Raw genomic sequence first — 19,646 nt, 5'->3', positions numbered from 1 at the left:
GCGATAGTTTGTTTTTTAGCAAATTTTTTTGGAAACTTACTCCAGGTTAAAGGATTTGTTGGCAGTAGGGACAGATCGCCCAGTTATTGTTTAGCGGGCGTTTACACGACGGGCATGGCTTTTTAAGTTTTTTTCTGCAATACGGGCAGATTAGAAATTCTTTCTCGATTGGTTTATGGCAGGCCGGACACATAATATCGTTGGTGCTTAGCAAAGCTTCTTTCGCCCTTATCTCCAGTTCGCGCTCGCGCACATCTTCAAGATACTCAGGTGGGCGCACAATCATATAAATAAGCCAGCCGGTGAGCGGAAAAAGAAGCGAGACTATGGTCCAGTAAAACGCCATAGCCCCTCGCCTCTTGGCATCCGTGTAAGTCCACTTCGCAAGACTTAAATAAAGAACAAAGAGAAATAGGTAAAACAGGTTGACGATAAGCCTGAAGGCCGGCGAACTAAAGAATTCTATAATCGAAGTAAAAAATTGCAACTCCTACTCCCCAAAATTTTAAAAATACTGTTTATGCTGTTTTGAAACACTGGCCTTTAAAAGCTTAACCTACAGCAAAGAGACCTCTAGTCAGAAACAAGTAGGTCCTTGCTTTCTTTAAGCCCCGAATCAACATTTTACTTAATCCAGGGCTAAATTACCAATAGCAATATTAGGATATTGCATGAAAATCTATTGCTATTACACAGCCACCTCAAAACCTAGAAGCCACCGGTTTTTAGAAAAAAGCATTCTGGCTTCCGGCTTTTAGCTCCTTACCTTGAGCAAATATTCGCGGGCATCAGCAACTGTATAAAGAGAGCCGGTTATAGAGACTAAATCACCTGCCGATGCCCTACCAATAGCTAAATCAATAGCTTTTTCCAAGTCTGGTTCAATAATATATCTGTTTCCTGTACGTTTAGCAATATCGATTAGCTGGTTGGTGCTTGCAGACCTATAGCTTTTGTTTTGGGAAAGCACAAGAAGTGCGGCGCTTTCCCCTAATATAGTAAGCATTTGCTCAATATCCTTATCGCTTGATACCGCAAGAACAATTATTAAATCTCTGTAATTGAAAGACTGGGGCAATCCTTTAACCAGCATCTGTGCGCCCTCTGGATTGTGTGCTCCGTCAAGAACAATTAGAGGCTCCTTGGATACAAGCTCAAAGCGTCCGGGGCAACTAGCCTTGCTGGCAGTAGATTTTAGTAGCTCAGCATCTAAGGCGCGGCCCAAAAATGACTCTACGATGGCGGTCGCCATAGTAAAGTTAGAGACCTGGTACAAACCAAATACAGGAAGCTTGATACCCTCGTAGCGGGCGTAGAGTCCGTTTATCATAAACCTTGACCCCTCGTTTTTAACGACCGTCGCTGCCTCGGGAGCAAAATCCTGCCCGAATAATCTTGCCTGCACACCAACTAGTGTTAAGCGCTCTTTGATTTTTGCGAGCGCACCTGCAGGAACCCTACCGACAACAGCAGTGCAGCCGGGCTTTATAATATGGGCTTTATCCCATGCGATCTCTTCAACTGTGCTGCCCAGCCTATCTGTATGATCAAGTGATATACCGGTAATAGCGGCAACCTTCGGTTGAACCATGCTCGTTGCGTCCCACCTACCTCCGAGCCCAACCTCAAAGACTGCCACATCGACCTCTTCCCTGGCAAAATAATAGAAAGCCATGGCGGTGAGTATCTCAAACTCAGTTAAGTCACCGTGCTGATCCTTTACCTTATCAAGAACCGGCTGTATCTCTTTCAGGATGCCGGCAAAAGCATCTTCGGGTATGAGTTCACCGTTAACAGTAATGCGCTCCCGATAGGAATGCAGGTGTGGCGATGTATAACAGCCGGTTTTTAAGCCCAATGACACCAAAAGGTCTCTGGTCATCCAGGTAGTCGAGGTTTTCCCGTTGGTTCCGGTTATCTGTATAGTATGGTACTTAAGCTGAGGATTATCGAGCTCCTTGCAAATCGCCTCAATTTTTTGCAGACCTGGGTTAATACCAAATTTCAGAGCTTCGGTTATGTAATTTAGCGCCTCATCAAAAGTCATCTTACTTTACTTACTCTTCTTTCATGTTAAGTTAAGGGTCTGGGGACCAAGAATTCTCTTATAGGCTTTCGAGCTGCTTTTTGAGTTTAGAGATCTTCTCCTCAAATTCGGTAAGTTTGGTCTGCTCTTTCTCTACGACTGCCGGTGCGGCCTTCTCCAGAAATTGCGGGTTAGATAGCTTGCGCCTTGACTTTTCAGCTTCGGCTTCTGTTTTTGACAGTTCTCTGGTTAACCGTTTCTTCTCTTCCTCGATGTCAACAAGACCGGCGAGGGGTACAAATATCTCAACGCCCTGTTCTACATCAACCGCAGAGTGCTCAGGCTTTACAATATCAAAACCTATGACTAATCCATCAACCCAGGCAAGCTCCTTGATATACGAGCCGTATCTCTCAAGAATGTCCCTCTTAGAATCGTCAGTGGTATTTAACAAAACCCTTACCGGCTTGGTAAGCGCAATTCCAAGTACCGATTTAATCGACCTGACCGAGGAAGTGACGCTCTGGATGAGGCCCATGTCGGACTCGGCCGCGGCGTTTATCAACCCAACGTCAGCTTTCGGCCAGGGCGCAGTAACTATGCTTTCGCCTGTACCAGGAAGTTTTTGCCATATCTCCTCCGTGATAAACGGCATAAACGGATGAAGCAGGCGCAGCGTGCGATCCAATATATCCACTAGCAAGTTTTGTGCAACAAGGCGCTCGTGTGCATCCCCTTTTTGGTAAAGCCTGGGCTTTGAAAGCTCTATATACCAGTCGGCAAAGTCGCTCCAGAAGAAGTCGTATATAAGCCGGCTTGCTTCAGCGAAGTTGTAGATTCTTATCGCCTCATCGACCTGCTCGATAGTGCGGTTCAGCCTTGATAGTATCCACTGATCGGCAAGATTTAAGTCAAACCCTTTAAGTTCGATTCTCTCGTATCCTTCAAGATTCATAAGGATAAAGCGAGATGCATTCCAGAGTTTGTTGGCAAAATTCCTATACCCCTCTATTCTCTCCCTGGATAGGAAAATGTCCCTGCCTGGAGTAGCCATAGATGAGAGTGTAAAGCGAAGGGCATCCGTGCCAAACTCCTCTATAACATCAAGCGGGTCTATCACGTTACCTCTTGATTTACTCATCTTACGGCCAAACTCATCGCGTACCAGCGCGTGGATATAAACGTTCTCAAACGGTATTTCGCCCATGAAGTGCATGCCCATCATGATCATCCTTGCCACCCAGAAAAAGATGATATCGTGGCTTGTAACAAGAAGACTCGTCGGGTAGAAATACTTTAATTCCGGCGTCTCATCAGGCCATCCAAGGGTTGCAAACGGCCATAGTGCCGAGCTAAACCAGGTATCCAGAACATCGCTATCCTGTTCAAGATTGGTGCTGTCGCACTTTGTACACTTAGTTGGGGTCTCCTCAGCAACGATCACCTCGCCGCAGTCCTTGCAGTACCACGCAGGGATCTGATGTCCCCACCATATTTGCCTTGAAACACACCAGTCTCTGATGTTATACATCCAATCGAAATACGTCTTTGTCCATTGTTCAGGTATGAATGATATCCTGCCCTCCTGGACAACTTTTATTGCTGGCTCGGCCAAGGGCTTCATGCGCATAAACCACTGCTTGGAAAGGTACGGCTCAGTCGTTGTATCGCAACGGTAACAGTGGCCAACTGAGTGGGTCATCGGCTCGATTTTTACCATTAACCCCTGCTTTTCAAGGTCTTTTATTATCGCTTCACGGGCCTCGTAACGGTCCATGCCAACATACGGCCCCGCCTCTTCGTTCATCCTGGCATAGGGCGTCATTACGCTAATTTTTGGAAGGTTATGGCGCTCACCTATCTCAAAATCATGCGGGTCGTGGGCTGGAGTTACTTTTAGCGCACCGGTTCCAAACTCTGGGTTAACATAAGCATCAGCGATAACTGGCACCTCGCGGTTTATAATTGGCACGATTACAGTTTGGCCAACATAATCTTTATACCTAGCATCCTCAGGATGGACAGCAACTGCGGTATCGCCGAGAATCGTCTCTGGCCTTGTGGTTGCGACTACAATATAGTCCTTTGAATCCTTCACCATGTATTTTACGTAATAAAGGCTGCCTTCTTCTTCGCTATACTCGACCTCTATATCGGCAAGCGCGGTAAAGCAACGCGGGCACCAGTTAACTATGTAACTGCCCTTATATATCAATCCCTCATGGTATAGCTGAACAAAATCCCGGCGTACAGCCTTTGAGTAACCTTCATCCATAGTGAAGCGCTCGCGCGACCAGTCGCATGATGCGCCAAGGCGTTTAAGTTGGTTGATGATACGGCTTCCGTACTGCTCTTTCCACTTCCAGGTACGCCTTATAAACTCTTGTCTGCCAACTTCTTGGCGGGTTAAGCCCTCCTGAGCCAGCTGTCTTTCAACGACGTTTTGGGTCGCGATACCGGCATGGTCTGTGCCAGGCAGCCAAAGCGTTGGATCTCCTTGCATTCTATGCTTGCGAACGACAATGTCTTGAAGTGTGTTATTGAGCGCATGCCCCATGTGAAGGGAGCCGGTTACATTTGGTGGCGGGATTACAACGGTAAAGGGCTTTTTGTCAGGTTTGATCTCTGCGTGAAAATAGCCCTGTTCCTCCCAGTATTTATACCATTTTGTCTCAACTTCATGAGGATTGTAAACTTTTGGCAGGATCTCTTGAACCATATATCTCTCCTTCTATTGGCATATATCGTTTAATAAACTTCTGAGTTTAGCTATTTCTGAGAAATCAATAACAGCTAAAAAGCCAAGACAGGAATTGAAAATTGAAAAATACAAATTAAAGGTTGAATTACAGTTTTTTAATTTAGTATTTTTGGCTTTCAATTTTCAATTTAATTAGTCTAAACCGTAATAATACCACAGCATATTGCGGTATGTAAGCAGGTCGTAGCGGAGCCATTAAGATTGAAGCGCTACTCAACCAGTTTTCTTGTTAGAGCCTCCCCGATTGCGGCCAGGCTTTCAGTGGTCAGAAACTTGTATCCATTAGAGGAAAACAGAAGTTTTGCGCCTGCGCCGGTCTCTTCGTCGCCTTCAAAAAGTAAAACGAGGCATTCCACCCGTGGAAATACGCGAAATATTGCGGCGAAATCGGCCTGGTTGACCTCGGTTACGTCATGGCCGTCAAGCTTGGCAAGCAGCTCTTCCTTGCGCTTGATTATATCGGATACGTGCCTCTCAAGCACCGATTCGACGTTGGCTCTAAATGCCCCGTCATACGGCATCGAGTTTGGTATATCGCGAAAGTCAACCCACTCGTCTCCAGGGTCAAGTCCTCCAAACGAAAGCAAGTAGTCGATGATAAGTATTTGTTCTTTGCCGGTATCAGGACTACCACCTAAAGGCCGGCAGTCTTTTTTGCTAACCACATAATCTTTTCCAAGGAAGCGAAGCTTAAGGCACTCTTTTTCAATATCAAACTCTGCACCGGTCCGGCAACTTACAATCGCATAGTTAAACTTAGCGAGTTGTTTTATGAGCTGATCTAATACAATATCATAGTTATCCATACTCGTTACCCGGATAATCGCACTTAAGCTGACTCTAGCTAATTATATACCTGAATTTGACATGTTATGCATACAAAATGTAGTTTTATAATTGGTTATAATGAGATAGTTTGTTTCGTCAACCATTCTTTAGGGGGATTGTGATGCGAAAAACCAGCATTTCAGTGCTGGTCCTGTTAATTTTGGGTTCGACAATCACATTTGGATGTAAATCCACTGGTATGCTTTGGAGTAATTCAGATTTGCCTAAGTTAGCAGTGAGACCCTTAGGCGAGCTAGGTCCAACTGGAAGTCGGTTAAATTTAAAAACCTCGGGACCGCTCCCCAACTTTCCCGAAAAAATCATGGTTTATAAGACAAGAAAACCTTCGGTTACCAAGGTCAGTGTTTTGACGCAGGCTAAAAAACTCGGTATATCCGGTGTAGTAAGAGATTCCGACCTGGCCTTAAGCGTAAGGGCATCTGCAGGTGATTTTCATATGGATAAAGATACCGGCTCTTTTGACTATTTAACCAAAGACTTCGAGCATCAGGTATTCCCTTTAAAAAACGTACTCTCAGATAAAGAATATAAGAGGTTGGCAACTGATTTTTTAAACAAGAACGGTTTATTAAAAAAGGGTGCCGTATTTGAGCGCATCAACCGGGACATTACCGTGACGACCGGTTTGTCCGGTAAGGAAACAAAATCGCCGATTATGGTAGAGGCGGTGTTTGGGAGCAAGAAACTAAACGGCTTCGAATGGGTCGGCACAGGACCAAAAATATCGGTTTATTTTGGTGAAAACGGGAAGATAATCGGAGCAAGTTCGACGTGGCGAGAAGTTGAACCATTCAAGGAATACCCTATTATCTCAATAGATGAGGCGGTCAAACAAATCAGGGATGGCAAGGCTATTATTTACGACCAATACATTGACAACAATGGAATGATACGGGATGCAAAAATTGTTTATCTATCCGAACCTATCGGTTACAACCAGAAATATGTGATCCCCTATTACTCGATAACATACATAAACCAGCCCGGAGACTTATTTACAGTTTTAACACCGGCTATACCAGCAGACTATCTTGTAGTTAAGGACAGTAAGCAGAAAAATTAGCGATCTTACGCGGACTTCTTACGGGCTTTTGCTTCCTCAGTGCTTATCTTAACCATCTTCCTGGCCAGCGCTTCCGCTATGGCGATAAGCCCCTCGGTTGAAAAAAAGTTGGTAGCTCTTGAGGAAAAGCAAACTTTTGCCTCTGGATCCAGCTCCTCATCGCCCTCGCAAAGTAGAACCATCAACTCAACCCTGGGTAGAACCGGAAAAACTGCTCCAAAGCTGGCATGCTGAAATCCAGGTGCAGAATGACCATCAAGTTTCTTCATCAGTAATTCCTTGCAGTCGACTATATCAAACACATTGCGCTCGAGAACCGATTCCACGTTTGCCCTGAAAATAGTGTCGTAGGCTTCGGCATTCGGCAGGTCGCGAAAATTTAGCCAACCGTCCCCTGTGTCAGGGCCACCAAATGACAGCAGGTAGTTAAGGATAAGGATTCGATCCCTAACATCACTCTCAGTGCAGGATAGAGGAGTACAACCGCTTTTTGTAATAACATAGTCTTCCGCTAAAAAACGTACCTTAAGCGAATCGGTTTTAGTATCGAATTCCACACCAGTTCGGTTGCTAACAATCCCAAAATTTAATCTAGCGAGTTTTTTTACAAGCTGGCGCAAAACGGCATCGTGATTATTCATAAGCGTCGCCTGAGTAATTAATGCTCCCTTAGGTTATTATTAATGCTGTAATGCTTTATCGTCCTGCTCACTAAACTCCCGACTTTTTATAATTTTATAAATACCCGTCGAACAAAAAACCTACCGCATGATTTAAACTAAAAAAGGAGGCAGTTAAACTGCCTCCTTTTTTTGGCTATCAAGTCTCGTTTAAGCCGAGACCTCTGTTTCGTTGTGCGGGGCAATACCCTTTTCTTCCATTCCTTCAGTAAGAAGTGTCGGCTCTACACCGTTTTCTATAACTTCTTTTGTAATTACGCACTTCTTAATGTTAGTGCGTGATGGCAAGTCGTACATGACGTCAAGTAAGACGTTTTCCAGGATGGCTCGCAGACCGCGTGCCCCTGTGCCACGCTCAATAGCCTTGGCGGCCACGGCCTCGAGTGCCTCCTCAGTAAATACCAGCTCTACACCATCATACTCAAAGAACTTCTTGTATTGCTTGACAAGAGCATTCTTCGGCTCTACTAGGATCTTCACTAGGTCTTCCTTGGTCAGGTTATTTACGGTTGCTATAACCGGCAACCTTCCAATAAACTCCGGTATCATACCGAACTTAAGAAGGTCTTCAGGAAGAACCTGACTCATAAGTGCCCCTACGTCTTTTTCCTCTTTGCTTCTTATTTCAGCTCCAAAACCAAGGCCTTTCTTGCCAACGCGACTTGCAATTATCTTATCAAGACCGGCAAACGCACCGCCAACTATAAACAGAATATTGGTCGTATCGATTTGGATAAACTCCTGATGCGGATGTTTTCTTCCGCCCTGGGGCGGAACGCTCGCTTCAGTGCCTTCCAAAATCTTCAATAGTGCCTGTTGTACACCCTCACCGGAGACATCTCTAGTGATTGACGGGTTCTCGCTCTTGCGGGCGATTTTGTCGATCTCGTCAATGTAGATAATGCCTGTCTCGGCCCTCTTGACATCATAATCTGCAGCCTGGATCAGCTTGAGCAAGATGTTCTCGACATCCTCGCCTACATAACCGGCCTCTGTCAGCGCTGTCGCATCAGCAATAGCAAACGGCACATTTAGAATCTTAGCTAACGTTTGGGCCAGCAAAGTCTTGCCGCATCCGGTTGGACCGAGTAGCAGGATGTTGCTCTTCTGAAGCTCAACTCCTTCATCTCCCTGCGGGCCAACCTGAATCCTCTTATAGTGATTATAGACAGCCACTGAGAGAATCCTTTTTGCTCTCTCCTGGCCAATTACATAATCATTGAGGACCTGGTAGATTTCCTTCGGCTTTGGGAGGTCTTCTAGTTTGAATTCGACCTCTTCTGTAAGCTCTTCTTCAATTATCTCGTTGCACAGATCAATGCACTCATCGCAGATATAAACACCAGGACCGGCGATTAGCTTTTTAACCTGCCTCTGGCTTTTCCCGCAGAATGAGCACTTGAGCTGCTCGTTCTCGCCGAATTTGGCCATTGCTACCTCCCTTACTTCTTACGTTGTGTGACTACTTCATCGACTATTCCGTATTCCTTGGCCTCTTCCGCTGTCATAATGTAATCTCTGTCCGTATCGTTATGTATTTTCTCTACCGGCTGATTGGTATGCTTGGCCAGAATCTCATCGAGAGTCTTACGCATACGCAGGATTTCTCTTGCTTGGATATCGATATCGATAGCCTGGCCGGATGCACCACCGTGTGGCTGGTGAATCAGTATTCTCGAATTGGGAAGAGCATACCTCTTCCCGGGAGCTCCTGCTGTCAAAAGCACCGCGGCTGCGCTAGCAGCCTGTCCGATACAGATAGTCGATACGTCGGGCTTTATATATTGCATTGTATCATATATTGCAAGTCCGGCGGTAACAACCCCGCCCGGGCTGTTAATATAGATACTGATATCCTTATCAGGATCTTCCGACTCCAAGTGAAGTAGCTGCGCTATCACAAGATTTGCAACGTTGTCGTCTATTGGAGTTCCCAAAAAAATAATCCTGTCTGTTAATAGTCTTGAGTAGATATCGTAAGCCCTCTCACCTCTTGCCGTTTGCTCAACGACCATTGGTATTAATTGGTTCCTGATGATCTCACTCATTATTCCGTCCCCTCATCGCTTGGATTTTTTTCTTCTTTTTCTTGCTTTTCTTCTTTAAGTTCTTCCTCGTTCTCTACATTTTGCGCTTTTTTCTTCTTATCTGCCTTAGCTTTTTCTTTTGTCTCTTTCTCGGTCTCTTCCTGCACCTCGACAACTGCATTATCAACCAGCCAGCTAATGGCCTTGCTTATCAATAGCCTGTTTTTCAGGTCACCCATGGTGCCCTTTATGAGGAAAATTTGCTTCACCTCTTCGTAATCACGCCCGGTAGCCTCTGCTGCCTTCTTTATTTCATTATCGACCTCTTCTGGCGTTACTTCAATATTTTCCGCTTTGGCCACGGCTTCCAAAACTAAGCGGCTCTTCACCCTGTACTCAGCCTGCTCGCGCCAATCCTCACGCAGTTTTGAAATGTCCATTCCAGTCAGCTCGAGATATTTCTCGAGGGTTAGACCCTGCCTTTTAACATCAGCGCTAAACTCCTCGATCATATCTTCCAGTTCGTGCTCAACCATAGATTCTGGAACCTCAAGCTCGGCAGCCTCAGTAACCTTGCTTATTGCCTGATTTTTCAATTCGGTATCTGCGTATTTTTTCTTAACCTCGCGTATTTTATTTGCTATATCAGCTTTAAGCTCATCAACCGTATCAAAGCCTACCTGCTTAGCAAAATCATCATTCAGCTCTTGCAGGTGCTTTTCCTTGATCTCTTTCAATAAAACCCTGAATCTGGCTTCCTTTCCAGCAAGTTCCTCGTTGCCATAATCCTGCGGGAAGGTTACCGTGATATCCTTGGCCTCACCCTTCTTCATGCCAACAAGCTGCTCTTCAAAACCCGGTATAAACGTTCCCGATCCTATCTCAAGCAAGTAATCGTTGGCTGAACCTCCTTCAAATGGCTTATCGTCAATAAAACCTTCGAAGTTTATAAGAGCAAAATCCCCTTCTCTTATGGGCCTGTTATCTACAGGTTCTAGGCTTGCAAAGCTATCTCTAAGAGAATTAATCTGCTTCTCAATTTCCTGCTCTGTAGGTTCTGACGACGCTTTTTCAAGATTTATCCCCTTATATTCGCCAAGCTTAACCTCAGGCTTAACTCTAACCTTAGCTGTAAATATAAGCGGTTTGCCGTCTCCTACCTGGATAATATCGACCTCGGGCTGATCAACCGGCTCAATCTCGGATTTTCTTACCGCATCCACATAATAATTCGGCAACGCCCTCTGAAGGGCCTCCTGACGCACAGATTCTCTGCCAACCCGACTATCAATTACGGCTTTTGGAATCTTGCCCTTTCTAAAACCTGGAACGACCAGCTGCTGAGATATTCTCTTATATGTATCATCAACCGCTTTCCCAAACACATCAGTTGGAACTTCTACTCTAAGAAGAACAGTATCCTTCTCTTCAAGCCTTTCAACCTCTGTCTTCAATACAAAAGCCTCCTATGTAATCTGAATTCCTGTATTTAAAATTAGCCCTCGTGCTTATTTGCCTAACCTAGTTACGCAAGTTGAGCAAGCGAGCCTTATAAGTGTAAGAGTATGGGTTATAGCAAAAATCCAAGCCGCAAACTCTTCTTCAACTTGTGCTATAGCCCATACTCTACATTGAGTAAACAATTAAGCGATAGAGTTAGCTCTGTTGCTCTCGCACAAAACCATCCTGATAGCTGTTTCGTGCGAGAGGGGGGACTCGAACCCCCACGAGGATTGCTCACTAGATCCTAAGTCTAGCGCGTCTGCCAATTCCGCCACTCTCGCCAGCCAGATACTAGAGGCTAGATAAAACCATCTTCTTGAGTCTCTTTTCTTTTTAAGCCTCTTATCTTTTAAGCCCACACTCTAGACCTTCATCTCTAGTTTCTAGTCTCTAGTTTCTAGTCTCTAGTTTCAAGCTGGTGGGCACTACAGGAATCGAACCTGTAACCTCCGGATTAAGAGTCCGCTGCTCTGCCAATTGAGCTAAGTGCCCATTCTTGAGAAAAAATCGCCCTTGGGCGATTTTTTCTTGGGTGACCGATGGGACTTGAACCCACAGCCTTCGGAGCCACAGTCCGACGCTCTGACCAATTGAGCTACGATCACCATGATAAGCCGGTGCAGATACCTGCAACCTCTATATTTTAAAACGATTTGGAACAATATTCAAGGTATCTGCGTTACTGAGTAACCAGGCCAAACCCTTATAGATTTGTAACTTACAAATCTATAATCTATATTAAATATTGGCATAATCCTAGGGACGGCCGCACGCCGCTGTAATAAGCGGCCAAGCATCATCAGTGCCTGTGCGGCTTTACCCAAAGAACGGACTCTAAAGCACAATAAATCGCTATGCAGGTAAGCAAAACACCGGACATAACACTAGCTAAGGTGCAAGCCATAAATAACTACTATAAATGCAAAAAAAAACGATACACAGCTTCTTGCAAAATAAAGGATTCAGCGGGCCTCACGTGGAATACATGTAAAATTAATTATTCTGGATTCCAACGTCTGATTTATATAACCTAGTGATATTATTACTAACCTTGATTAAGGAGGACTAATTGAAGCGCAGTACACTCGTTATCTCGATACTTCTAGGGCTGGCTTTTCTATCTGTAATTGCAATCATAATCGTAATTGCGCTACAACCAATTGCGGGGCCAAGAAGAGCATCCTCTGGCCTAGGCGGTGGAGATGCAATCGCATTTATCCCATTAAGCGGGGCTATCGCCGACGGAGAGGGAACCTCCCTCCTTGCCGGAGGTAGCGGTATAACACCGGATTTTGTACGCCACCAATTAGAGAAGGCCGAAAACGATCCAGCGGTTAAAGCCGTAATTATCAAACTCGACAGCCCCGGTGGGGCGGTTGGCGCCTCGCAAGAGATTGCTGAGCTGATCAAAGAAGAGAAAAAGAGTAAACCTGTGGTTATTTTCTGTGGTGATACTGTCGCCTCAGGAGCTTACTATATCTCCTCCCAGGCAAGCAAAATCGTCGCTAAGCCAGGCAGCCTGGTCGGAAGCATTGGGGTCATCTCCCAGATACCGGATCTTACCGGGCTATACGATAAGCTTGGCATCAAAATGCAGACAATTAAATCGGGCAAGAATAAGGATATGTTTGAGCGCACACTAACCCCAGAGGAGCGCCAGAAGTTCCAAACCATGTCAGATGAGCTATATAACCAGTTCGTAAGCGATGTTGCCAGAGGGCGCAAGCTGAAGCGCGAGAAAGTACTGGGACTTGCAACCGGCGAAGTCTTTACTGCAGCTTCTGCTAAGCAGCTGGGCCTGGTCGATGAGATCGGCGGTTATCAGAAAGCTATCGATACCGCAGCAGAACTGGCAAATATCGAAAACCCGGTCGTCATAGAGTATCAGCCATCGTTTTTTGAAGAGTTCTTTGGAGGGCCTATAGAAAGCATTAAAAACTTCCTGCGCACGGGGATTCTTGGCCCAGAGTTAAGCCTTATAGAGTACATGAACAGCAAGTATGGAGTCCCTGAGTATAGATATTATGGAGGACAATAAAATGCCAAATGATCAAACAGATGAAGCACTAGAATCAGTAGGTAAAAGCACTAGTAGAAGAACTAAAGCTAGCAACACAAAACCGGAAGATACAAAGCTTAAGAGAACAACGCGTCAGACTGGTACCAAAACCAGCAATAATGCACAGCAAGATATTCCAGGTAATATAGCAGATCCTTCAGATAATATAGCGGATGATTCCAGCGGGGACTCTGCCCAAACCGAGCCGGAAAAAAGAGATTTTGTAGATCTACTCTACGGCGTCATTGCAAAACCCGTGCCTACCCTGCGCTACATTGCTAAGACCCGGCTGATAGCCCAGGGAATTGCCCTTTTTATCGCAGTAGCCTGGATCACTTCAATCGCGAGCATCCCTAGCCAATACTACCTGTTTAAACTAATGCCAGATAGCACCGGCGAGGCAGATATATTCTCGCGCTTAAGTATAATCATGCCGCTTATTGTGGCACCTTTTTTAGCGATTGCTGGCTTGGCAATCATAAGTGGGATATATCACGGCCTCGCTAAGCTATTTAAAGGTGACGGTAGTTACGGTAGCTTAATAAGCACACTTAGTTTTGCCAGTTTCCCCAGGTTGTTTGCCGTCCCATTTTCTTTGATTGTCCTATTTGGGGGCAGAACCGGTAGCTTCCCCACCTTTTTCATATCTATGATAATATTTGCGCTGGTCTCACAGGCATTTGCCATCTGGGTCATCGTCTTAGATATCATTGTGATTCGCGAAAACTACAGACTGTCAACTGGCAAAGCTACCCTGGTCTATTTTATACCGGTCATTGCTTTCATCATTTTAGTCTCGATAGTGTTCTTTGGATTTGTACTGTTGGCTATCTCAATTGGAGGAGCCGGTAAAATATCTTAGTTAAGAGGCATTAATATAGGGTATACGCCGTCCGTAGGTCTTGCTATATGCTTCCACGAAAGTATCAGCCAATTCAGGGTCGAATTGGCCGCCTGCACATTTTTTGATCTCTTGTAGTGCATCTTTAGGCTCAAATGCGTCTTTATAGGGGCGGTTTGAGGTCATGGCATCAAATGCATCTGCAATCGCCAGAATCCTTGCTCCAAGCGGTATATCACCGCCCTTTAATCCATCAGGATATCCGGCGCCGTCATGCCTCTCATGGTGATGCCTTACGATATCGCATATATGGGCAAGCCCGGGCAGTCTGGAGACGATCTGGCTTGAGATAGCGGCATGGTTTTTAACCTGCTCATATTCTTCCATGGTAAGTTTATCTGGCTTATTTAGGATATCCTCCCTGATGCCGATTTTGCCGATATCATGCAGATAAGACGCTATGTGGATACTTTCTATCTCGTCGCTTGATAAATCAAGGCGCTCGGCAAGCAGTAGTGAATATATGGATACCCTCTCGGAGTGACCCCGTGTGTACGGGTCCTTTGCATCAAGAGCCTCAATAAGCGCTGTTATAGCAAAAGCGTTATTCCGGTTGAGCTGCTGGTTTAACATATGAATTGTCTCGCGAGCCATTTGGTAACGCTCGGCAAGCCTACCAACAGCCAACGCAAGCTCATAAAGCTCACTAGATTGGGGGATTTTAACCTTTGGCAAGCGCTTTCCAGTGATACCCGCCTCAACGATATCTTTAATGCGATCGATGATTTTCTTCTGCTTCGTATCTAGCTTCATTTTATACTACGGCGTCCGGTTTCCCTTAATTATTATTAAATCGCTTAATTTATCGTCTAACGGCCAAAAAACTTTAGGGGCCCTACCATATCCAAGCAAAGAGCCCCTTTTACTTAAATACTATATTCTCGATTAGAAAGTTAACTACTTATTACTTGCCCAAGATCGTCAACTGCTTTCTTGAGCTCAGCATATAGATCCTTTGAAAGAGTTACGCCTTTCTTAGTAGGTCTATACTCCCCAGTGGCCTCATCTCTATAGAATATCCTTATATCGATGAACTCACGCCCACTAAATTCACTTAAGGCAACTCGAACTATTTCTCTTTCATTTCGCTGGATATCAAATTCCTTCGCCATATTTAGCCTCCATTCTTCCCCACGAATAAATTTGTTCGTGTTTATGCGCATAACCTTTTTATTTTAGCAATAAAAAAGCACTATAGCTAACATAGGCTATAGTGCCTTATATGGCACGTACGGCACGCCCGACAGGATTCGAACCTGTGACCCCCGGATTAGAAGTCCGATGCTCTGTCCAGCTGAGCTACGGGCGCAAAATCAAAATAAATGGAGCGGACGACGGGACTCGAACCCGCGACCAACAGCTTGGAAGGCTGTGACTCTACCAACTGAGTTACGTCCGCACTTTAGGAAACACTTAAACCTCAAACATAGTCTCAAGAATCGACAATCAATAATCAACCGAATCGAAAATGGTTTAAGTTAAATGACCATCATATTTCTAACTTTTCCCTCAACAATCCAATCTATTTTCGATTTTTCGTTCTCGATTCTCGGACCAAATCAACCCTAAGGGCGATTTAGTGTCCTGAGTGGACATTATTCAAACTTCAAGCTACCAGAAAAACTCGCCAAGTTCATCTCTGAACTGCGTTGATACTATATCAAATTTAGTTAGAAAAGTCGAGATTTATAAATTGCCTCATTCTTACAAGCAAATTTAGCAAATAAGGCAGATTCAAGAATAAAAACGCTAGGTCAATACTAATTTGGCTTCATTCCGCCAAAAAGTGCAACTTCGAAGACTTTGAAGAAGCAATCCACATTAATGAAACCTGATTCCTTTAACCACTCGCATTGCACTTCCACTGGAGCCAATATATTGGATGCTTTATCTGGTCTATAAAAAAACTTGTCAGCTATTTCTGCTCTCGTTTTAGTGCTACCAGCTTGTTTATGAAATGAGTACAACGAATCAACGAATAACTCATCACTAATAGAGCTGACCCATTTAGAGGCTGATGCAACGTGCTCAAGATGCAAAAATAGGCCTCCTGGTCTTAAAAGATCAAATATCTCTTGATAGAGAGCTTTCTTTCTTATATCTGGCTGATGGTGAATAGCAAAGCCGGATACAATAACATCAAAAGGAGCTTTGTTCTCTACCGCATGAACCCAGTCTTCGTTGCTGAAATCTTGAAGGACAAAGCAGGCATTACTTCGCTCTCCGATTTTTTGCTTAGCTGTATTGAGCATAGGTTCAGAGAGATCCAAGAAAACGCCCCCGGCATTAGGATATTGAGCCATAATTGCACGACCCAAGACTCCATCCCCACAACCCAAATCTAAAAAGCGATTAATATTAGGCATTTCTGTCTGGATAATTCTTAGCATAATATCAATTTGCTCGCTAGCAAGTGGTAAAGATGACCTGACACCCTCTAGGAATACCTTTGAAAGTTCCTTTGTTTTCCAGACTTCGCCGAATTGTTCCATTTAGTATGCTCCAATCAAATTTCAGCAGATTGCTCTCCTCACTATACTGTGCGTCACTTATCTTTTCAACGAATGTTGTTTTATATCAAGACTATATTTTCCAGAAATGTCTAGGTGTCCTTTTCATGTATTCCTCGTATTCCTGACCATATTTATCAATGCAAAAGCGCTCCTGTGAAATAAAGGTGGGATACATCAAAAGGAGTTGGAGGATGCACGAAATCACTATAAAGACTGATTCAGTAATAGAAGCTATTCCGATCAGCATTAAAGCCACAAGCAACTGCTGAGGATTGCGTGTGAATTTGTATACGCCTTTGACAACCGGCCTGTCTGAGGGAGTAGTTGCATAGTTGTGCATTGTAATAATAAATAAGACAGAAACCAAAATAAAAATTGCCAATCCTAGGAAAAGAATGTGCCGAATTTAATGGAAACAAAAACAGTGTAGAGCATAGTCAGGTTCAGTAGTGCGGCATAAATGATGCTGAGCAGTCTTTCATTCTTGACATCAGGTAGATTAAAAAGCCTTTTGGTATAGTGCGATGGGTATGTTACCATCAATGCAATGTTGATTATACCGATTATGACTATAAACCACCAACCATTAAAAAGGCCAAGGTGAAATTCTAAACTGAACATGGTAAATGCCGTCTTTTAAATGTGTGAACAGCTTTGCTGTCATTTTTTATCATGGCTTCCTTTTTACCGATAGATAAAAGAAATATCTTAGCGTCCAGAATAATCGGTTATTTCTAATCTACTACCAAACGAAGGTTACAAAGCAAAAAGAAACTTTTGAAAAGTTAGAATAGCCAATCCTAGCACTGAAACCAATATTCCCATAGATTGAAAGATATGATGGACCCCCAGAAGGGTTACAAAAACTCCGCCTAAAAATGGCCCGATGATCTGCATGGCACTTTGCATTGAGTTATTGATTCCCATAACCCGGCCTATTAGATGCTTTGATGATTCCTTTTGCAGCAAGTAATTATAGGTTGCCCAGACTATGCCAACTCCCAGTCCCTGTAAAATTGCTGCCAAGTGTAGCCATATAACCGAAATATCGCTTTTGTATAAGCCTAGTCCCAAATAGCCGAGGCCAAGTAAGACAGCACCGCTACCAATTAGCCAACCATACTTAATGACTTTTTTCATGTTGATAAAAATAATACCGATTATTGACCCAACCCCGCTGATTCCCATTATTTGCCCTAGGAGTGATGGGTTTGATGGAGCTTCAAGACGGAGTAACACCACAGTTTGTCCTTCGGCAACCATCACCAAAAATAGCCCAATCAGAAATGTGATCATAGGAATAACAATGATTCGACTAGTAATAACTGTTTTCCAACCCTCTTGCCAGCCCTTAACTATACTCTTCTGAGATTCATCTTCACGATGAGAGATTGTTTTCCCAGGTAGTCTGATTGAAAATAAGATCAAGGCAGACGCAAAGAAGCTAATGCCATTTACAAGCAAACATATTTGAGGGTTAAGAATTGTCACAATCAAAGCTCCAATAAGAGGCCCAACGACTTTGGCTAGTTGAAAGACGATGGCATTTGTAGTCGTGGCCTTCAATAGAAGTTCTTCATCAACAACATGCCTTACAAGAGCTTGTTGAGTCGCATCACTTTGAGAAGCTAAAGTTGATCTAATAAGTAAAAGTATAGTCGCCCAAAGCAGGCTTGGAGCAAAGATAAGTAAAAGCGTAAGAATACCTGAAACCAAATCCGAGGTAATCATGAGCCTTAATTTGTTAAATCGATCAGCTAATACCCCTGCAATTTGGCCAAAAAGAACACCGGGGCCCATATAAATAACAATTAGGATACCCATGAAAAAAGGGCTTGCATGCCACTTGTAAGCAAAGATTAGCAGGATCGCAAAATAATCAATCCAGTCGCCTAAGTTGGTGACCGTAAAGGATAGAAACATTTTTACGAATGTTTTATTTTTCCAAAGACTTGGGTTGGATTTGCTATCCACCACTACCTCACGTTAATAATATGCTTAAATTATAAGCTAGTAATCGCTTATTTTAAACACTATTAGATTTCACGATTCCTAAGAATTCGGGGGGTCTTTGCAACGTCGAGGTTCAAAGCCGCGTCAAACCAGTGTTGCGGATTTGAGCCCCGACGTTGTCTGCTGTGAGTGGGTTCGATGTCCCGAACAGCAGCTACCCCCGAATTCTTTCATCTCTTACTCTCACAAGGTCTTATAAAAGGTATTGCTATGGGGTACAGCAATGAATAACCATAGGCATTGCAGTACCTATTACCGAGGGCCTTCTGAAAATTTGGGCAGTTTTGAGACGCAGCAGTAACGTAACCAAGAATCTACCAACCACTAAAACATTTTAGAAAAAAATGTCCTTGATGGTATAATTATATCGGTTATAATAACCGTAATAACTAGAGGAGGTGTTATGCAAGTGGAAAAAAGAGAAAATGCGATGACAGCCCGGAAGAATTTTGGCAGGCTTATGGAAGAAGCCCACTATAGAGGCGATGAGATTATTGTTGAACGGGCTGGCAAACCAATGGTAGCTATAATCTCATATGCCGAATTTCAAGAGTTTAAGCAGCAACGGGAGAAGGATTTTGAAATTCTAGATAAGATTAGGGCTGCTAATCAAGGTGTCAAACCAGAAGAAGTAGAGGCTGCTGTTGAATCGGCTATCTCTGAGATCAGAAAAGGTAAAGCATGATTAAGGCATGCTTAGATACCAATGTTTTTGTAAGCGGAACCATCTCAAGCTCAGGTGCTCCTTTTGAGATACTTGAAGCTTGGCGTAATCGCAAATTTATCCTGCTTGTTTCGGATGAGATTATTGCCGAGGTAAGCAAGGTCTTAAATTACCCCAAAATTAAAACTGCCTTTTCCCTAACAGATGAAAAGATCGAGAAGTCATTACTACTTCTTAGCAAATATTCACAAAGAACACCTGGTGAGCTAAAACTAGATGTTATTACCGAAGACCCTTCGGATAATATATTTTTAGCCTGTGCGGTTGAAGGAAAAGCGGACTTTATTATCTCTGGGGATAACCATTTACTTCAAATCGGCACTTATCAAAGAATTCAAATAATTACGCCTCGTGAGTTTATAAAGCAGTTAAGGTCTTGAAATACTTAACTAACTAGTTCCCCCTGAAAAATACCCTTACAAAAGAACCATATCCTATACCGCTTAAGCCGCAATTTTTGCTCAAGCGGCATTCTTTTGCTCGATCTTTATCCGATCAACCCGTCAAAACCGACAACCGTCTTAAGT

At 43.9% G+C, this 19,646-nt stretch carries 18 protein-coding genes and 5 tRNA genes; 5 read left to right on the top strand and 18 right to left on the bottom strand.

The window, feature by feature from the left end; translation table 11 throughout:
* Positions 1-46: 46 nt before the first annotated feature.
* From K6T91_07580 to K6T91_07565, 4 genes are all read right to left on the bottom strand, one after another.
* The gene (locus K6T91_07580; GenBank protein MCL6472653.1) at positions 47-487 is read right to left on the bottom strand and encodes a zinc ribbon domain-containing protein; all 441 of its coding nucleotides are present in this window, start codon (positions 485-487) and stop codon (positions 47-49) included.
* 267 nt (positions 488-754) lie between these two features.
* Positions 755-2,047, bottom strand: coding sequence for a bifunctional folylpolyglutamate synthase/dihydrofolate synthase (locus K6T91_07575; protein MCL6472652.1), 1,293 nt, complete (start codon positions 2,045-2,047; stop codon positions 755-757).
* Between the two features lie 58 nt (positions 2,048-2,105).
* Positions 2,106-4,745: a valine--tRNA ligase gene (locus K6T91_07570; protein MCL6472651.1), complete on the bottom strand. Its 2,640-nt coding sequence runs from the start codon at positions 4,743-4,745 to the stop codon at positions 2,106-2,108.
* Between the two features lie 251 nt (positions 4,746-4,996).
* Positions 4,997-5,593: a DUF3786 domain-containing protein gene (locus K6T91_07565; GenBank protein ID MCL6472650.1), complete on the bottom strand. Its 597-nt coding sequence runs from the start codon at positions 5,591-5,593 to the stop codon at positions 4,997-4,999.
* A gap of 242 nt (positions 5,594-5,835) precedes the next feature.
* On the opposite strand from K6T91_07565, the gene K6T91_07560 reads away from it, so the two are divergent.
* The gene (locus K6T91_07560; GenBank protein ID MCL6472649.1) at positions 5,836-6,699 is read left to right on the top strand and encodes a hypothetical protein; all 864 of its coding nucleotides are present in this window, start codon (positions 5,836-5,838) and stop codon (positions 6,697-6,699) included.
* A 5-nt stretch (positions 6,700-6,704) separates the two neighbouring features.
* On the opposite strand, the gene K6T91_07555 is transcribed toward K6T91_07560, so the two are convergent.
* From K6T91_07555 to K6T91_07525, 7 genes are all read right to left on the bottom strand, one after another.
* Positions 6,705-7,340 carry a DUF3786 domain-containing protein gene (locus K6T91_07555; protein MCL6472648.1) on the bottom strand — a complete coding sequence of 212 codons (636 nt, stop codon included), beginning with the start codon at positions 7,338-7,340 and terminating at the stop codon, positions 6,705-6,707.
* Positions 7,341-7,529: 189 nt separating this feature from the next.
* Positions 7,530-8,810, bottom strand: coding sequence for an ATP-dependent Clp protease ATP-binding subunit ClpX (clpX, locus tag K6T91_07550; GenBank protein MCL6472647.1), 1,281 nt, complete (start codon positions 8,808-8,810; stop codon positions 7,530-7,532).
* Between the two features lie 11 nt (positions 8,811-8,821).
* Entirely contained in the window at positions 8,822-9,427 is a 606-nt protein-coding gene (gene clpP, locus K6T91_07545; GenBank protein MCL6472646.1) for an ATP-dependent Clp endopeptidase proteolytic subunit ClpP, read from the bottom strand.
* The gene (tig, locus tag K6T91_07540; GenBank protein ID MCL6472645.1) at positions 9,427-10,860 is read right to left on the bottom strand and encodes a trigger factor; all 1,434 of its coding nucleotides are present in this window, start codon (positions 10,858-10,860) and stop codon (positions 9,427-9,429) included. Before tig ends, clpP begins: the two co-directional genes overlap by 1 nt.
* Positions 10,861-11,107: 247 nt before the next feature.
* Positions 11,108-11,190: transfer RNA gene (locus K6T91_07535), tRNA-Leu, on the bottom strand.
* A 135-nt stretch (positions 11,191-11,325) separates the two neighbouring features.
* A tRNA-Lys gene (locus K6T91_07530) sits at positions 11,326-11,401 on the bottom strand.
* Between the two features lie 39 nt (positions 11,402-11,440).
* A tRNA-His gene (locus K6T91_07525) sits at positions 11,441-11,514 on the bottom strand.
* A 464-nt stretch (positions 11,515-11,978) separates the two neighbouring features.
* Here K6T91_07525 and sppA point away from each other — a divergent pair.
* Together sppA and K6T91_07515 are read left to right on the top strand one after the other, a co-directional pair.
* Complete coding sequence (gene sppA / locus K6T91_07520) at positions 11,979-12,947, top strand: signal peptide peptidase SppA (protein MCL6472644.1); 969 nt, start codon at positions 11,979-11,981, stop codon at positions 12,945-12,947.
* A 1-nt stretch (position 12,948) separates the two neighbouring features.
* A complete protein-coding gene (locus K6T91_07515) occupies positions 12,949-13,830 on the top strand; it encodes a YIP1 family protein (GenBank protein ID MCL6472643.1) in 882 nt (293 codons plus the stop codon).
* Here K6T91_07515 and K6T91_07510 read toward each other — a convergent pair whose 3' ends face one another.
* From K6T91_07510 to K6T91_07480, 7 genes are all read right to left on the bottom strand, one after another.
* Positions 13,831-14,622, bottom strand: a complete 792-nt coding sequence (locus K6T91_07510) for an HD-GYP domain-containing protein (GenBank protein ID MCL6472642.1) — start codon at positions 14,620-14,622, stop codon at positions 13,831-13,833. It lies immediately after the preceding gene.
* Between the two features lie 140 nt (positions 14,623-14,762).
* Complete coding sequence (locus K6T91_07505) at positions 14,763-14,981, bottom strand: transcriptional coactivator p15/PC4 family protein (GenBank protein MCL6472641.1); 219 nt, start codon at positions 14,979-14,981, stop codon at positions 14,763-14,765.
* Between the two features lie 123 nt (positions 14,982-15,104).
* A tRNA-Arg gene (locus K6T91_07500) sits at positions 15,105-15,178 on the bottom strand.
* A gap of 14 nt (positions 15,179-15,192) precedes the next feature.
* Positions 15,193-15,268 (bottom strand) — tRNA-Gly (locus K6T91_07495).
* Between the two features lie 361 nt (positions 15,269-15,629).
* A complete protein-coding gene (locus K6T91_07490; GenBank protein MCL6472640.1) occupies positions 15,630-16,361 on the bottom strand; it encodes a class I SAM-dependent methyltransferase in 732 nt (243 codons plus the stop codon).
* Between the two features lie 91 nt (positions 16,362-16,452).
* Positions 16,453-16,749, bottom strand: coding sequence for a hypothetical protein (locus K6T91_07485; protein MCL6472639.1), 297 nt, complete (start codon positions 16,747-16,749; stop codon positions 16,453-16,455).
* A 389-nt stretch (positions 16,750-17,138) separates the two neighbouring features.
* Entirely contained in the window at positions 17,139-18,359 is a 1,221-nt protein-coding gene (locus tag K6T91_07480; GenBank protein MCL6472638.1) for an MFS transporter, read from the bottom strand.
* A 439-nt stretch (positions 18,360-18,798) separates the two neighbouring features.
* Here K6T91_07480 and K6T91_07475 point away from each other — a divergent pair, with 439 nt between their 5' ends.
* Both K6T91_07475 and K6T91_07470 read left to right on the top strand, forming a co-directional pair.
* Positions 18,799-19,080 carry a type II toxin-antitoxin system Phd/YefM family antitoxin gene (locus K6T91_07475; GenBank protein ID MCL6472637.1) on the top strand — a complete coding sequence of 94 codons (282 nt, stop codon included), beginning with the start codon at positions 18,799-18,801 and terminating at the stop codon, positions 19,078-19,080.
* Entirely contained in the window at positions 19,077-19,499 is a 423-nt protein-coding gene (locus K6T91_07470; GenBank protein ID MCL6472636.1) for a putative toxin-antitoxin system toxin component, PIN family, read from the top strand. The genes K6T91_07475 and K6T91_07470 overlap by 4 nt, the downstream gene beginning before the upstream one ends.
* The last annotated feature ends 147 nt before the right edge of the window (positions 19,500-19,646 follow it).

This window comes from Bacillota bacterium, from assembly GCA_023511485.1.
Classification (GTDB): Bacteria; Actinomycetota; Aquicultoria; order Aquicultorales; family Aquicultoraceae; genus CADDYS01.
The sequence above is the reverse complement of the archived record's forward strand: the minus strand, read 5'-3'. Positions and strand labels throughout refer to the sequence as shown.